Below are 15930 nucleotides of genomic sequence, written 5' to 3' on the forward strand. Positions count from 1 at the left end.
GTCCTTCCTGACTTACTAAGCGGCCCGATTTCCGGAAAACACCGCCGGCGGCAGCGGCTCGCGGCCCAGGATGATGTCAGCACCCTTTTCGCCAACCATGATGGTCGGCGCATTGGTGTTGGAGGAGGGCACGCGCGGCATCACCGAGGCGTCGCAGACACGCAACCCCTCTATGCCGCGCAGGCGTAGATCCGGCGTCACCACGGCCATGGCGTCATGGCCCATGCGGCAGGTGCCGACCGGGTGATGATCGGTCTTGGAACTGCGGCAGGCGTAGTCGACCAGCTCGTCATCGCTGGCAAGCGACGGGCCAGGCAGGACTTCGCGCAGCACGTAGGGGGCAAGCGCCTTCTGCCGCATGATCTCGCGCGCCAACCTGAGGCCCTTGATCGACATGGCGCGATCATAAGGATCGGACCAGTAGTTGGGATCGATCAGCGGGTGGTCCGCCGGATCGGCGCTCTTCAACCGCACCGTGCCGCGCGAGCGCGGCCGGAGGAAGGCCGAGTTCAAGGTGACGCCCGGATTGTTCAGCTTCTCGACACCGGCCTCGATGCCTGATCCCAGGCCGAGATGAAACTGAATGTCGGGCGAGGCGGCGGTGGGGTCGGCGTACCAGAAGCCGCCGGTCTCAAACAGGCTGGAGGCCACCGGCCCCTTCTTCAAAAGCAGATATTGCAGGCCGGCCCAGGCCGTGCGGTGCAGCTTGGCGTAATTGTCGTAAGTGTGGTCGCCGGTGCATTCGGCAATGACGAACAGATCGAGATGGTCCTGCATGTTCGAGCCGACGCCGGGCAGGTCATGCACCGGCGTGACGCCCGCCGATTTCAGATGATCGGCCGGACCGATGCCCGACTGCATCAGCAGCTTCGGCGAGCCGATGGCGCCAGACGAGACGATCACTTCCCGGTCGGCGCGAAGGATCGTCTTCTGGCCGCCCGGTTTGTCGACGATCTCGACGCCGATGGCGCGGCCCTTCTCGACGACAATGCGGGTCACCAGCACATTGGTCCTGACCTTCAGGTTCTTGCGCGCGCGGATCGGCTTGAGATAGGCGACCGACGCGGACGAGCGCCGGGCATCTTTCTGCGTCAACTGGTAATAGCCGACGCCTTCCTGGTTAGCGCCGTTGAAGTCCGGATTGAAGGGAATGCCCATCTCCTGCCCGGCGCGGAAATAGGCCTCGCAGATAGGCAGCGGCGAAATCGGGTTCGAGACGCCGAGCGGGCCCTGGTCGCCATGGAAATCGTTGGCATAGCGCTGGTTGTTCTCGGCGCGTTTGAAATAGGGCAGCACGTCGCGATAGCCCCAGCCGGCGAGACCCTCTTCCTTCTCCCAGGCATCGTAGTCGCGGGCGTTGCCGCGCGTGTAAATCTGGGCGTTGATGGAGGAGCCGCCGCCGACCACCTTGGCCTGCGTGTACCAGAAGACGCGGTCCTTCATGTTCCTCTGCGGCACGGTCGACCAGCCCCAGGACGCGATGCCCTTGGTCATCTTGGCGAAGCCCGCCGGCATGTGGATATAGGGGTGCCAGTCCTTGCCGCCGGCTTCCAGCAGCAGCACGGAATTGCCGGGGTCCTCGCTCAACCGGTTGGCCAGAACACAGCCGGCCGGGCCGGCGCCCACGATGATGTAGTCGGTCATGTCGTTTCCACTTACAGCCGCGGCACGGAGAGCGCACCGTCGACATTGATGATCGAGCCGGTCGAAAAGCCGAGCTTGCCGGCAGCGAGCGTCGCCACCACGGCTCCGATATCGGAGGCCTCGCCCCAGCGTTTGGCCGGCACCAGGCCGTTGCCGATCAAGGCATCGTATTTGGCTGATACACCTGCCGTCATGTCGGTGCGGATAATGCCCGGCCGCAGCTCGAACACGCCGATGTTTTCCGGGGCGAGCCTGAGCGCCAGGTTCTTCACCCACATCGAAAGCCCGGCCTTCGACATGCAGTATTCAGAGCGCTCCGGCGAGGCCATCTCGGCGCTGACCGAGGTGACGGTGATGATCGATTTCGGGTGATCACCGGGCGTCGCCAACATCGCCTTGGCGGCGGCTTGGCTGAGGAAGACGGTGCCGCGCAGGTTGATGCCCAGCGTGCGGTCGAAATTTTCGGGCGTAAGTTCCAGCAGGTCGCCGCGCACCACGGCGCCGACGCCGGCATTGTTGACGAGGCAGTCGATGCGGCCGAAGGCATGCATGGCGGTGTCGACAAGCGCGGCGTGGCTGTCGAGGTTGGCAATGTCACAGGTGATATAGGCGAATTTCGCGCCACGAGTGCTGAGGTTGGTGGAAAGCCCATCCGGCGCTTGTTCGGCAAGGTCGGCGACCAGAATGTCGAAGCCGGCATCGGCCAGCGCCTCGGCACAGGCAAGGCCGATGCCACGCGCGCCGCCAGTAACGATGGCTGCGGGGCGGGTCATGCTGCAAGCTCGGTCTTGCGGATATGGTCGGCAACCCGCAGCGCCTGTGCTGCGATCGACAGCGCCGGATTGACCGCAGCCGAATTCGGCAAAAAGCTGCCGTCGACGACGAACAGGTTCTGGTGGTCGAACGCGCGGCAGAACGGATCGAGTGGCGCGGTGGCCGGGTCGTCACCCATCTTGACCGTGCCGCACTGATGCGAGGGCGTGCGTTTGTCGAAGGGGCGCGACAGCACGATGGGATAACCGCAGGCGCGGAAGTTTTCGCGCATCACCTTGGTCAGGCCGTCGAGCGACTGCATGTTGGAGCGCCGCCACTGCATGACGATGTCCTTGCCGTCGACCATGATGCGGCTTTCGGGATCGGGCAGATCCTCGCACATCAGATACCAGTCGACGGCGTGGCCGGCCATGTAATCGAGCGCGAATTTTGGTATCGTCTTCACATTGGCCTTAAGCATGTTGCCGTCGATCTTGCCGAGCAGTTGGACATTGCCCAGCGGTTTGCCGCCCTTGCCGTCAGACAGATAATAGTCGTTCAGCATCAGCGTCTTCTGGTAGACGGATGTGTTCCTGCGGCGCGGATCGATCGCCAGCATGGCGCTGGAATTGTGGTTCATGAAATTGCGACCGACCTGGTCGGAGCGGTTGGCGAGGCCCTTGCCATCCGGTGAAGGCGAACGCAGCAGGATGACGGCGGAATTGACCGCGCCGGCGGACAGGATGACCAGCTTCGGCGCGACTGTCTTTGCCTCGCCATTCTGGCGGTAGTGGATGGCTGATATGGTTTTGCCGTCTGGCGATGTTTCGAGATACTCGACGTAGCAGCCGGTCTCAAGCCGGATGTTGGGGTCCTTGAGCGCCACCGCCAGCGGTGCCGTCTGGGCGTCCATCTTTCCCTGGCCGGTGTTCGGGAAAGCGTCCCAACCGGTCTTGCCCTCCTTCAGCCAGGTGTCGATGTCGACGCCGAGCGGCAGCGAGGACGGATGCAGGCCGAGCCCTTTGAGTTCGGCGCGGGCACGCGCGATCGGGGCTTCGTCAGGCACAGGCTTGAAGGCATAGGGGATCGAGTGGAACGGTTCGGTAGGATCCTCGCCCAGCGCGCCGCGTACGCGAAACAGCTGCTCCGCCCTGGAATACCAAGGCTCGAACTCGTCGTAGGAAAACGGCCATGCCGGCGAGACGCCGCCGAAGTGCTCCATGGCGGCAAAATCTTCCTTGCGGTAGCGAATCAGCACCGCGCCGTAGAATTTTGAATTACCGCCGACATAGTAGTAGTTGCCGGGGTTGAAGGCAGCACCGCCGGCCTCGCGCCACATCTCCTTTGGCCTGTAATGGCCGTCGACGAAGATCGAGCGCGTGTCGCGGGCATGCGGCGTTGCCGGCAAGGGTTCGCCGCGCTCCAGCATCAGGACCGAGGCGCCGCTGCCGGCAAGGCCGGAGGCGATTGTCGAGCCGCCGATGCCGGAGCCGATGATAACGATGTCCGGATTTGCCATAGCCGTCAGCGGATGCGGTTTTCAGTCGCCGGATCGAAGAACACCGCCTTGGTCAGGTTGAAGGCGAGCGGCGTGTTGGTGCCCGGCTGGATGTTGGCGTCGGCGCGCAGCCGAGCCACCACACCCTTGCCGCCGAGATTGGTGACCGCGAAGGTGTCGGAGCCAGCCGGCTCGACGACTTCGATATGCAGTTCGGCGGTGGCGATGTTGGAGGCGTTGCGTTCAGCACCTTCCGGATCGGTCAGCGCTTCCGGCCGCACGCCGAAGATGATCGGCTTGCCCTGGAAGGCCGAGAGACCCGCCGGCGCATTGGCCATCGGCAGCGTGATCGGCTCGCGTGCCTCGCGCTGCAGCACGACGGACAGCGCATTGCCCGACGTGGCTATGGTCGCCGGGATCAGGTTCATCGCCGGCGAGCCCATGAAGTCGGCGACGAACAGGTTGGTCGGGTTGTTGTAGATCTCGGCAGGCGTGCCGAACTGCTGCACCTCGCCGTCGCGCATGACTGCGATCTTGGTCGCCAGCGTCATTGCCTCGATCTGGTCATGGGTGACGTAGACGATGGTGGTGCCTGTCGTGGCATGCAGGCGCTTGATCTCGATGCGCATGTCGACGCGCAGCTTGGCGTCGAGATTGGACAGCGGCTCGTCGAACAGGAACAGTTTGGGGTCGCGCACCAGCGCCCGGCCCATGGCGACGCGCTGGCGCTGGCCGCCAGAAAGCTGGCTCGGCTTGCGCTGCAGCAAATGGCCGATCTGCAGTACCTTGGCCACCTTGTCGATCGCCTTCTGGCGCTCGTCGGCCGGCACGCCGCGCATCTCCATGCCGAAGGAAATGTTACCGGCCACCGTCATGTTCGGATAGAGCGCATAGCTCTGGAACACCATGGCGATGTCGCGCTTGGAAGGGTGCAGATCGTTGATGGCGCGACCGTCGACGCGGATCTCGCCCTCGGTGATCTGCTCCAGGCCGGCGATGGTGTTGAGCAAGGTGGACTTGCCGCACCCGGACGGTCCGACAAGCACCAGGAAGCCACCCTTTTCGAGCTCGACATCGATACCCTTCAGGATCTCGACATTTCCGAAGCGCTTCTTCAGCCCATCAATTTCCAGAAAAGCCATGGTCGTTCCTTCTGAATTGGTCAGCCTTTGACCGCGCCCGCCATCAGCCCGCGCACGAAATAGCGGCCGGCGACGACATAGACGATCAGGGTGGGCAGAGCCGCGATCATCGCGGCCGCCATGTTGACGTTGTATTCGACGACGCCGGTCGAGGTGTTGACGACGTTGTTGAGCGCCACCGTCATCGGCATCGCGTCGCCGGTGCCGGCGTAAGCCGAAGCGAACAGGAAGTCGTTCCAGATGTTGGTGAACTGGTAGATGACGGTGACGACGAAGATCGGCATCGAGTTCGGCAACATGATGCGGCGGAAAATCTGGAAGAAAGAGGCACCGTCGACCTGGGCTGCCTTGATCAGCTCGGTCGGGAACGCTTCGTAATAGTTACGGAAGAACAGCGTGGTGAAGCCGAGGCCGTAGACGACGTGGACGAAGACGAGATTGACCGTCGGATTGCCAAGGCCGAAGCTGGTTCCCACGTCGTTCTGCAGGGTCACGCCGAAACGGCCAAGGCTGCCGAGGATGGTGGCCATCGGCAGCAGCACCGACTGGAACGGAATGAAGCAGGCAAACAGCATCAGGCCGAAGACCAGGGTTGCGCCCCGGAAACGCCATTTGGTCAGCACGTAGCCGTTGAGCGCGCCGAGCATGGTCGAGATCAAAACGGCCGGAACCACCATCTTGATGGAGTTCCAGAAATAGCCCTTGATTCCGGCGCAGGTGAGGCCGACGCAGGTCTCGCCCCAGGCCTTCAGCCACGGGTCGAAGGTCGGCGCCTTGGGCAGGGAAAGCATGTTGCCGTTCTGGATCTCGTCCATGGTCTTGAACGAGGTAACCAGCATGACGAACAGCGGCATCAGGTAGAAGATCGCAAACAGCGCCAGCAACCCGTAGATGACGATGCGGTTGACGATCCTGGTGTTGATGCCGCTTGAGTTTTGCCGGGAAGCAGTGGGGCGGGCAGGGGTGGCGACAGCGCTCATCGCGGCTTCTCCCGCAGTTCCGAATAGAGGTAGGGCACGATCATGGCGACGATGGTCATCAGCATGATCACGGCGCTTGCCGAGCCGACGGCCATCTCGTTGCGCTTGAAGGTGTACTCATACATGAAGTTGGACGGCAGCCAGGCTGAGCCGCCGGGGCCGCCGCTGGTCAGCGCAACGACCAGATCGTACGACTTGATGGCGAGGTGCGCGAGCACGATGAAGGCCGACAGGAAGATCGGTCGCAGCAGCGGGATGACGATGCGGCGGTATAGCTGGAAGGTGGTGGCGCCGTCGATCTGCGCCGCCTTCATGATCTCGCCGTCAATGCCGCGCAGGCCGGCCAGGAACATCGCCATGATGAAGCCGGAGGCTTGCCAGACGCCGGCGATGACCACCGTGTAGATGACGAAATCCTTGTTCTTGATCCAGTCGAAATGGAAGCTCGTCCAGCCCCACTGATGCAAGGTCTGTTCGAGGCCGAGGCCGGGATCTAGGAACCATTTCCAGGCGACGCCGGTGACGATGAAAGACAGCGCCATCGGATAGAGATAGATCGGCCGCAGCACGCCTTCGCCGCGGATCTTCTGGTCGAGCAGGATGGCCAGGAACAGGCCGAGCGCCAGGCAGATGCCGATGTAGAGAAAGCCGAAAATGCCCATGTTGGTGATCGACGTGTACCAGCTCGATGGTGGGTCGCTGTCGAAAGTCCAGCCCCACAGCCGCTGATAGGCGCGCGAGCCGGTGAGGACATAGGATGGGAAAGTCTTGGAATTGGTGAAGGACAGATAGATCGTCCACAGGATGAAGCCGTAGACGAAGACGATGGTGATGGCGAAGCTCGGCGCCAGCACGATCTTCGGCAAGGCATCCTGCAGCCGCGAGCGCATCGAAGCGCGCGGCCGCTCCGGCGTCAGCTTGATCTGTGTCGTCGCTACACTGCTCATGAGGCTCCTCCCGTTCCGGGTCGTCCGTGCTCTGCCGTCAGGCGGCAAGGCGGCCCGTGCATACGGGTCCTTGGTTTGGCATGGTGTTCAGCCGGCCAATCGTGGGATGGACCTTCCCCGCCGGAGCGGGGAAGGCGTTTTGGGACGTGGCGCTTACTTGGCGTCGTCGATTGCCTTGACCAGCTCGGTCACGGCTTCGTCCGAGGTCTTGATCTGACCATGGACAAACTTGGTCACGACATCCTTGTAGGCGTTGGCGACCGCCGGAGGCGCGCCGTAACCCTGGGCCAGCGAGCCGAACAGCGTGCCGCCGTCGTTGGCTGCCTTCAGGTCGGCGATGCCCTTCTTGCCGCAAGCATCGAAGTCGGTGTCCGGAACGTCGGTACGGGCCGGAACCGAGCCTTTGACGACGTTGAAGGCCGACTGGAAGCTCTTCGACAGGGTGGCGGTGGCCAGCGCGATCTGGGCGGCCTTGCGGTCGTCCGGAACGTTGAACATGGCGAACATGTCGGAGTTGTAGATCACCGAGCCGTCGGTGCCCGGGAAGCGATAGCACAGGAAGTCCGTACCCGGGGTCTTCTTGGCGGCGTGGAACTCGCCCTTGGCCCAGTCGCCCATGACCTGCACCAGGGCATCGCCCTTGATGACCATGGCGGTGGCCAGGTTCCAGTCGCGGCCCGAGAAGTTCGGGTCGACATAGGTGACGAGCTTGGCGAGGTTGTCGAACGACTTCTTCATCGTGTCGGACTTGAGCGAGGCGTCGTCGAGGTCGTTGAAGGCCTTCTTGTAGAACTCAGGTCCGCCGGTCGACAGCACGACCGAGTCGAACATGGTGGCTTCCTGCCAGTTCTGGCCGCCGAGAGCGAGCGGGATCACGCCTGCTGCCTTGGCCTTGTCGAGCAAGGCGATGAAGTCATCGAAGGTCTTCGGCTCGGTACCGCCGATCTTGTCCATGACGGCCTTGTTGATCCACAGCCAGTTGACGGAGTGGACGTTGACGGGAACCGCGACCCATTTGCCTTCATAGACGGAGAACTTCTGCAGGGCAGCCGGAACCGCCTTGTCCCAGCCTTCCTTCTTGGCCGTCTCGGTCAGGTCGCCCATGACGCCGGCGGCCGCATAGTCGAGCACGGTGTAGCCGAGCATCTGCGAGGCGGTCGGGTAATTGCCGGCCGCGACCATCGCCTTCAGCGCGGTCATTGCAGCGTCGCCGCCACCGCCGGCCACCGGCACATCCTTCCAGGCATAGCCTTCCTTGGCCAGATCGCCCTTCAGCACGTTGAGAGCAGCCGCTTCGCCGCCCGACGTCCACCAATGCAGCATCTGCACTTCCTTGACGTCCGCGGCATGCGCCGAGAACGCAAAGCTCGTCGCAAGAGCCGTTCCGATAAGCAGTTTGCGCAACATGTACTACCTCCCTTGTTGCATTACACGACCGGTGGAAGCCCACCGGGTTCTTCCCAACTCAGCCGACCCACCATCCGGTGCGCTGGCCGCGATGAAACTGGATTGTCTTTTCCTCGGTATAGTCTTCGACAGCGCGTTTGCCGAGTTCGCGTCCGAGACCGGACTGCTTGTAGCCTCCGAAAGGCAGCTCGGGATAACCTTCCATGAATGTGTTCACCCAAACCGTCCCCGAACGCACTCCACGCGCCACCGACATGCATGTGTCGATGCTGGCGCTCCACACACCCGCAGACAGACCATAGGGCGTGTTGTTGGCGATGTGCAACGCCTTTTCAATCGTTTCAAAAGTCAGCACGGAGAGCACCGGCCCGAACACTTCTTCGCGTGCGATTGCCATGTCCTCGGTAACGCCACGAATGATGGTGGGGTCGAGATACTGGCCGGCATTCGAAGCCAGCTGCTTGCCGCCGCTGTAGACATTACTGCCTTCGCCTGTCGCTGCCGTAACGTAACCGGTCACCTTGGCCAGATGGTCGGACGAGATCATCGCGCCGACCTTGGTTCGGTCGTCGAGCGGATCGCCGACCGTCACCCTGGCTGTGAGCGCCTTGACGGCGGCCAGGAAATCGTCAGCGATCGCCTCATGCACGATTAGCCGGCTGCCGGCATTGCAGCATTCGCCGGCATTGAAGAAGCCGCCGAACACGGCGGCATCAGCGGCGGCTTCGAGGTCGGCATCGGGGAAGACGATCTGGCCATTCTTGCCGCCGAGCTCCATCGAGACTTTCTTCAACGATTGCGCGGCCGCGGCCATGGTCATCTTGCCGACGCGGGTCGAACCGGTGAACGACACCATCTCGACCAGGGGATGGCTGACCATCGGCGCGCCGACATCGGCGCCGAGACCGGCAAGGATGTTGACGACGCCGGCAGGCAGGCCGGCCTCGAGCAGGATGTCGCCCAGCACGAAGGTCGAGGCCGAGGTCATCTCGCTGGGCTTCACCACCGCCGTGCAGCCGGCGGCGAGCGCGAAAGGCAGTTTCTGGCTGACGATGAGGAAGGGGAAATTCCACGGCGTTATGATCGAGACGACGCCGATCGGTTCGCGCACGACCACGCCCAGCATGGCATCGCCGAGATTGGCGTAGCTCTCGCCGTGCAGCGTGCGGGCGAGAGAAGCGGCATAGCGCCAGATGTCCACGGCGCCGCCGATCTCGCCGCGCGCCTGGGCGATCGGCTTGCCCGATTCCAGCGCGTCGAGCCGGGCAATGTCTTCCAGCCGCGTCTCGATCAGGTCGGCGGCCTTGAGCAGGATTGCGGCGCGTTCGGAGGCCTTCATGCGCGGCCAGGGGCCGGTCTCGAACGCCTTGTGCGCGGCCTGCATCGCCGCTTCCACCTCGGCCTCGCCGGCCTGCGCATAACGCGAAACGGTGAAGCCATGGCCGGGGCTCTTGCGCTCCAGCGTGCGGCCGTCGCGGGCATCGACGTGCTTGCCGTCGATCAGCAGCCGATAGGCCCTTGGCGCAGCTGATGCCTCCGCGGGCATGGCGATGTTGAGGGGTGCGTTCATCAGAATTGGTTTCTCTAGCTTCTTGAAAATGCCGGTTTCTGCTTGGTCTTGAAGGCGCTCACGCCAGCCTTGAGATCGCCGGTCAAAGCGATGAAGCCGCTTGCCAGCGCTTCTGTTGCCGCCGCACTTTCCTCGCCTTCGGCCACAGCGATCATCAGCTTGGCCGCTTCCGTCGCCAGCGGGCCGCGCTCGGCGATCTTTTCGGCCCAGCTTTTGGCTTCGGCTAACCCACCGCCGGTTTCGATAACTCTGTCGACGATGCCCAAAACGAGCGCCTGGGCCGCCAGGAAAACTTCGCCGCCCAAGGCCATGCGGCGCACCGTCTGCGCGCCAAATCGGCGTACGGCGCGCTGCGTGCCGGACCAGCCGGGCACGACGCCGATCGAGGTTTCGGGGAAGCCGAGTTTCACATGCGCTTCGGCGACGCGGAAGTCGCAGGCGACCGCCAGTTCCAGCCCGCCGCCCAGCGCATGGCCTGATAGCACGGCGATGGTTGGTTGCCGGAGCCTGGCCAACCGGTCGAAGACGCGGTGGCCATAGCGAACCCATTGTACCTGGAAATCGGCGGCGCTCATTTGCGCCCAGGCCTCGACATCGCCACCGGCGCAAAAGCCCTTGCCTTCGCCACGGATGAGCACGACGCGGACGGCCTCAGCCGCCTCCGCCTCATCGAGTGCCGCTTCCAGCGCGCGCAGCATCGGGATATCCAACGCGTTGAACTTTTCCGGCCGGCGCAGCGTGACGGCGCCGATGGCGCCGTCCTGCTCGAAGGTGACGAGGCGCTCAGCCATGCGCGCCTCCGAGCGAGGCGCCGCCATTCAGCGACAGGCCGATCGGCTGGTCCTGGTAGAGCGCCGCTGGCGTCACCTTGAGGTCATTGGCGACACTAAGTGGCGTTTCCGACTGCGCCAGCACATCGCGCTCGAGGTCGATGCCCGGCGCCAGTTCCGTCACCATCAGCCCATCCGGTGTCAGCTTCATCACGCAGCGCTCGGTGACATAGGTGATGTCCTGCCCCTGCATGACGGCACGCTTGCCGGAGAAGGAGATATGCTCGACCTCGTTGACCACCTTCTTGACCTTGCCTTCTGCGTCGATGCGGATGCCGCCATTGGCCAGCGAAAGCTTGGCGCCGGCATTGAAGAAGCCCGAGAAGACGATCTTCTTCGCCCGCGCGGTGATGTCGACAAAACCGCCGGCGCCAGCGGTGACATGCGGCCGTGCCGACAGTTTCGAAACATTGACCGAGCCGTGACGGTCGATCTGCAGGAAGGATAGCAGCGAGGCGTCGAAGCCGCCGGCCTGGAAATAGATGAACTGGTGCGGCGAGGGCATGATCGCCTCGGCGTTCGAGGCACAGCCGAATTTGAAGTCGAGCAGCGGCACGCCGCCGACCGCACCTTGTTCGATCACCCAGGTGACCTTGCCGTGCTGGCCTTCTTCCAGAAGGATACGCGGCACATTGGCCGAGATGCCGAAGCCGATGTTGACGGCCATCCCGTCGCGAAGCTCCATGGCGACGCGGCGGGCAATCACCTTCTGGACGTTCATCTCGGCATTGCGGAAGGTCGACAGCGGCCGGAAGATCTCGCCCGAGATCGCCGGATCGTAAGGCGTCAGCGTCGTCTGGAACTGGTCGGGCGCGACGACGATGTGGTCGACAAGTACGCCCGGCACGCGCACATCATGCGGTTTCAGCGTGCCGTTCTCGACGACGCGCTTGACCTGCGCGATGACGACGCCGCCATTGTTGCGGGCGGCCAGCGCCTGTTCGAGGCCACCGAGATAGGCGCCTTCATGCTCATAGGTCAGGTTGCCGCGCTCATCCGCCGTGGTGGCGCGGATGATCGAGACGTGAGGCACGATCGAGCGGAAATAGAGCCATTCCTCGCCATCGAACTGCTGCACCGAGACGATCGGCTCGTTTGCCGCCGCGTTCATGGCGCAGCCCTGGTGGCGCGGGTCGGCGAAGGTGTCTAGGCCGACCTTGGTCAGCACGCCCGGCCGCTTGGCGGCGGCCTCGCGATGCATGTCGAACAGGATTCCGGACGGCACATTGTAGGCGGCGACCGAATTGTCGCCGATCATCTTCCAGATCTGCGGCGGCTCGGAGGAGGAGGGGCCAGACGGATAGGAGCCGCACAGTGTGCGCTTCAACAGGCCGGGCTTTGCCAGATGATCGATGCCCTTGATGCCATACATATCGCCGGCGGCAATCGGGTGCAGCGTGGTGATGTTCTTCGGATGGCCTTCTGTATCGAAGCGTTCGCCGATGGCTGCCAACACAGCGTCCGGGCAGCCGAGGCCGCTCGACGACGACACGGACACGGTCATGCCGTCCTTGATCAGGCTGGCAGCTTGGGCTGCGGAAACGACCTTGCTCACTTCATGCTCCCGAGTTTCGGGTCGATCTTGACGGCCTTGCCGGAGCTGGCCGATTGGAGTGCTGCCTCAGCTGCGGCGAGCGACCAGACGCCATCCTCGCCGGTGGCGGCGGGTTGACCCTCGCCGAGGATCGCGGCGTGGAACTGGCGCACAGATCTTGTGTAGAGATCCCCGCGATCGAAATTCAGCTCCTCTTCGTCATTGGCCGTGCGCAACAGCACCGAGCCGACAGGCTTCTGGGTCATCACATTGCTGGCGATCAGCGAGCCTTCTGAACCGTGCACCTCGAAGCCGGTGCCGGCGAATTTGGTGGTGAAGCCTTCATGCGACTGGGCGATGAGGCCGGACTTGAAGCGCCAGATGCACATGGCGCCGTCTTCCAGCCCGCTGCCGGCCATGCCGGCGGCTTGGGTGAAGGCCGAGACCTCGACCGGATCGTCACCCAGCACGAAGCGCAGCGTGTCGGCATCGTGCACGGTGATGTCGAGCACCACGCCGCCGCCCGCCTCGGGTTTGGTGATCCGCCAGCCCTGCAGGTTCTCGGGCAGATAGACGGAATGGAAGACGCGTGCGGCGATTGGCTTGCCGATACGGCCGGAGGCAATGGCGTCCCGCATGGCGCGATGCGCGCCGGCGTTGCGCAGATGATGATTGGTGCCGAGCACGATGCCTGCGGCCCTGGCCGCGGCGACCATCTTGCGCGCGTCGGCGCTGGTCAGCGCCAGCGGCTTCTCGCACAGCACATGCTTGCCCGACTTGATGGCGGCGAGCGCCTGTTCGAGATGCAGTTCGTTGGTGGTCGAGATGTAGACGGCGTCGATATCGGAATTGAGCAAGGCATCGACGGTCGACACCGCGAGCGGAATACCGTTTTCCCCGGCATAGGCCGTGGCGCGGTCGGCGCTGGAACTCATCACCGCCGCGATCTCGCCACCCTCTTGCGCGCGAATGGCGTTGATCATGAATTGTCTGGCGATCGTGCTGGCGCCGATCAGTCCCCATCGGACGCTCATGCAGCCCCTCCCGCTGCCGCAGGCCTGTTTTGCTTGCGGCGATCCGGACCGCAGCTTTCCCGGACCACGAGATTGACGGCGCCTATATGGTCTTCGGCACGCGTGGTGCGCGACTGGATCATCTTGATCATGACGTGGGCGGCGCGCTCGCCAAGGCCGGCGGTGTCCACGGCAACGCTGGTCAGCGCCGGCATGTAGTGCTCGGCCTCGACCACGTCGTCGAAGCCGACGACGGCAAAATCCGCGCCCGGTTCAAGGTGGCGCTTGCGCAGCGCCAGCATAACGCCGAAGGCGACGGCATCGTTGAAGCAAAGTGCGGCGGTCGGCGGCTCAACCATTGTGAGCGCGGTTTCCAGGCAGGCAATGCCGCCCCTGCGGCTGGTCTCGCCCTCGACCACCAGCACGTCGCGGGCGGCGATGCCCAGCGTCTCGCAGGCTTCGCGAAAGCCGCCCAGCCGCTCCTGATAGACCACCAGATCCGAAGAGCCGGCGAAGAAGGCGAGCCGGCGATGGCCTTTGCCTATCAGATGAGCAGCGGCAAGATAGGCGCCGCGATGATTGTCGGGTGCGATGACCGGGATGCGGCTTTCAGGCAGGCGGCGCATGGCGAAGACGACCGGCACGCCCGCCGTTTCCAGCCGCCGGAACGCGCCCGGCGCGGTGCCACGCGCCGGCGAGACGATGAGCCCGGCAACGCCTTGCTCCATCAGCGACTTCAGCACCTCTTCCTGACGCACCGGATTCTCCGCCGTGTTGGCGATGAAGGGAACGATGCCGGCCGACTGGAATACGCGCTCCATGCCGACCGCCAGTTCGGCGAAAAAGGGATTGGTGAGATCGTTGATGACCATGCCGATGACGTTGGAGTGGGCCTTGCGCAGATTGGCAGCGCCGCGGTTGTAGACATAGCCGACATCCTCGATCGCCTTGCGCACCTTGACCGCCGTCTCAGGCCGGATCAGCCCGCTGCCCTGGAGCACGAGCGACACCGTCGATTTGGACACGCCTGCCTCGCGGGCGATGTCGAAGATCGTCGCCTTGGCCCGGCTGGCCATCCAGATATTTCCTCCCTGGTTTTGGTCAAAGTTATTGGAACGTTCTAATCATTGCTCCAATCGAGAGTCAATCAGGATTTTTTATCGGCCTGGAGAATTGATAATTCGACGCCACAAACCATACAGGAAAACGGATCATGTGCTGCGGCGCAGCATTTTCCAGGGAATTGCCTGCGAATCTTAAAGGTTCTTGATTTATTGGAACGTTCCATTTATAGGCGCGATAAAGGGAGAGATCGATGGATATAGCCTTGCCTGGTGAGGGTGGCCGCAGCACCCGCTACGCGCTCGTCGGACAGCCGGTGCAGCCTGACATCGGCGCGCGGTTTTCGCGCATCGCCTATGCCGCCGCGCATGTCGTTGCCGATCCCCTTGCAATGACCGATCCGTGGTCGCGGCCCGTGGTCGACTGGGAAAGCACGATGGCGTTTCGCCATCATCTGTGGCGACTCGGCTTCCGCATCGCCGAGGCGATGGATACTTCGCAGCGCGGCATGGGCTTCGACTGGGCAAGCGCAAAGGAACTGATCCGCCGCTCAATCGCCGAGGCGCGCACCGTTGCTGGCGCCGACCTTGCCTCGGGTGCCGGAACCGACCATCTGGCGCCGATGTCGGCCAGAACACTGCATGACGTTATTTGCGCCTATGAAGAGCAGTTCGCTTTCATCGAAGGACAGGGCGGCAAGGCCATCATGATGGCCAGCCGCGCTCTGGCTGAAGTGGCAAAGGGACCGGACGACTACGCCGCCGTCTATGACCGCATTCTGGGCCAGGCCTCCGGCAAGGTTATCCTGCACTGGCTGGGTGAAATGTTCGACCCGGCCCTGAAGGGCTATTGGGGCAGCAGCAATTTCGAGACCGCGCTCGATACGGTGGTTGCCGTCATCGAACGCCACGCAAACAAGGTCGAAGGCATAAAGATATCGCTCCTCGATGCCGATAAGGAGATTATGCTCCGAGACCGGCTGCCGGATGGCGTCGTCATGTTTACCGGTGACGACTTCAATTATCCCGAACTGATCGCCGGAGACGGCAATAGGCATTCGCACGCGCTGCTCGGCATTTTCGACGCCATTGCGCCGGTTGCCAACGCTGCCCTGGCAAAGCTCGCCGCAGGCGATCAGGCCGGCTATGACGCGCTGATGGCGCCGACGGTGCCGTTGTCGCGAAAGATATTCGAGGCGCCGACCGAGTATTACAAGGCCGGCATCGTCTTCATGGCCTGGCTGAACGGCCACCAGGACCATTTCACCATGGTCGGCGGCATGCAGTCGGCGCGCGGCATCCGTCACTATGCAGAGGTCTTTCGCCTTGCTGACCAGGCAGGATTACTGGCCGATCCCGACCTTGCCATATCGCGGATGAAGAGCCTGTGCGCCGTCGCAGGCGTTTGAGCCAACGAAATCGGGCAATGAAGATTCCCCCGTGCGGGGGATTTGCGGTATTGGTTTCAGTCTGTATTGCGAGAGCGCAGATTGATGGACCAGTAGGCAATGGCAGACAAAGCGGCCCTCATCACCGGGATAACCGGCCAGG

Annotated in this window: 13 protein-coding genes; 1 reads left to right on the plus strand and 12 read right to left on the minus strand. The window is 63.3% G+C overall.

Features of this window, described 5'->3' with window-relative positions; genetic code table 11:
* Nucleotides 1–15 precede the first annotated feature (15 nt).
* The 12 genes from ACZYHG_RS12670 to ACZYHG_RS12725 form a co-directional block, all read right to left on the minus strand.
* Nucleotides 16–1644 carry a GMC family oxidoreductase gene (locus ACZYHG_RS12670; protein WP_464614077.1) on the minus strand — a complete coding sequence of 543 codons (1629 nt, stop codon included), beginning with the start codon at nucleotides 1642–1644 and terminating at the stop codon, nucleotides 16–18.
* A gap of 11 nt (nucleotides 1645–1655) precedes the next feature.
* Complete coding sequence (locus ACZYHG_RS12675; RefSeq protein WP_464614078.1) at nucleotides 1656–2417, minus strand: 3-ketoacyl-ACP reductase; 762 nt, start codon at nucleotides 2415–2417, stop codon at nucleotides 1656–1658.
* Nucleotides 2414–3916 (minus strand): FAD-dependent oxidoreductase, encoded by a 1503-nt coding sequence (locus ACZYHG_RS12680; protein ID WP_464614079.1) that lies wholly within the window; start codon nucleotides 3914–3916, stop codon nucleotides 2414–2416. The genes ACZYHG_RS12675 and ACZYHG_RS12680 overlap by 4 nt, the downstream gene beginning before the upstream one ends.
* A 5-nt stretch (nucleotides 3917–3921) precedes the next feature.
* Entirely contained in the window at nucleotides 3922–5037 is a 1116-nt protein-coding gene (locus ACZYHG_RS12685; RefSeq protein ID WP_464614080.1) for an ABC transporter ATP-binding protein, read from the minus strand.
* A 20-nt stretch (nucleotides 5038–5057) separates the two neighbouring features.
* The gene (locus ACZYHG_RS12690; protein ID WP_464614081.1) at nucleotides 5058–6017 is read right to left on the minus strand and encodes a carbohydrate ABC transporter permease; all 960 of its coding nucleotides are present in this window, start codon (nucleotides 6015–6017) and stop codon (nucleotides 5058–5060) included.
* Nucleotides 6014–6964, minus strand: a complete 951-nt coding sequence (locus ACZYHG_RS12695; protein ID WP_464614082.1) for a carbohydrate ABC transporter permease — start codon at nucleotides 6962–6964, stop codon at nucleotides 6014–6016. Before ACZYHG_RS12695 ends, ACZYHG_RS12690 begins: the two co-directional genes overlap by 4 nt.
* A 153-nt stretch (nucleotides 6965–7117) precedes the next feature.
* Complete coding sequence (locus ACZYHG_RS12700) at nucleotides 7118–8371, minus strand: ABC transporter substrate-binding protein (RefSeq protein WP_027030918.1); 1254 nt, start codon at nucleotides 8369–8371, stop codon at nucleotides 7118–7120.
* A 58-nt stretch (nucleotides 8372–8429) separates the two neighbouring features.
* Nucleotides 8430–9941, minus strand: a complete 1512-nt coding sequence (locus tag ACZYHG_RS12705; protein WP_464614083.1) for an aldehyde dehydrogenase family protein — start codon at nucleotides 9939–9941, stop codon at nucleotides 8430–8432.
* A 14-nt stretch (nucleotides 9942–9955) separates the two neighbouring features.
* Nucleotides 9956–10732 carry an enoyl-CoA hydratase/isomerase family protein gene (locus ACZYHG_RS12710; RefSeq protein ID WP_464614084.1) on the minus strand — a complete coding sequence of 259 codons (777 nt, stop codon included), beginning with the start codon at nucleotides 10730–10732 and terminating at the stop codon, nucleotides 9956–9958.
* The gene (locus ACZYHG_RS12715) at nucleotides 10725–12326 is read right to left on the minus strand and encodes an acyl CoA:acetate/3-ketoacid CoA transferase (protein ID WP_464614085.1); all 1602 of its coding nucleotides are present in this window, start codon (nucleotides 12324–12326) and stop codon (nucleotides 10725–10727) included. Before ACZYHG_RS12715 ends, ACZYHG_RS12710 begins: the two co-directional genes overlap by 8 nt.
* Nucleotides 12323–13339: a Gfo/Idh/MocA family protein gene (locus ACZYHG_RS12720; protein WP_464614086.1), complete on the minus strand. Its 1017-nt coding sequence runs from the start codon at nucleotides 13337–13339 to the stop codon at nucleotides 12323–12325. The genes ACZYHG_RS12715 and ACZYHG_RS12720 overlap by 4 nt, the downstream gene beginning before the upstream one ends.
* On the minus strand, nucleotides 13336–14394 hold the full coding sequence (locus ACZYHG_RS12725; RefSeq protein WP_464614087.1) for a LacI family DNA-binding transcriptional regulator: 1059 nt from the start codon (nucleotides 14392–14394) through the stop codon (nucleotides 13336–13338). The genes ACZYHG_RS12720 and ACZYHG_RS12725 overlap by 4 nt, the downstream gene beginning before the upstream one ends.
* 239 nt (nucleotides 14395–14633) lie before the next feature.
* Between ACZYHG_RS12725 and ACZYHG_RS12730 the strand changes: the two genes are divergently transcribed.
* Complete coding sequence (locus ACZYHG_RS12730) at nucleotides 14634–15788, plus strand: dihydrodipicolinate synthase family protein (protein ID WP_464614088.1); 1155 nt, start codon at nucleotides 14634–14636, stop codon at nucleotides 15786–15788.
* Nucleotides 15789–15930 lie beyond the last annotated feature (142 nt).

It is taken from the genome of Mesorhizobium subarcticum, assembly GCF_055456085.1.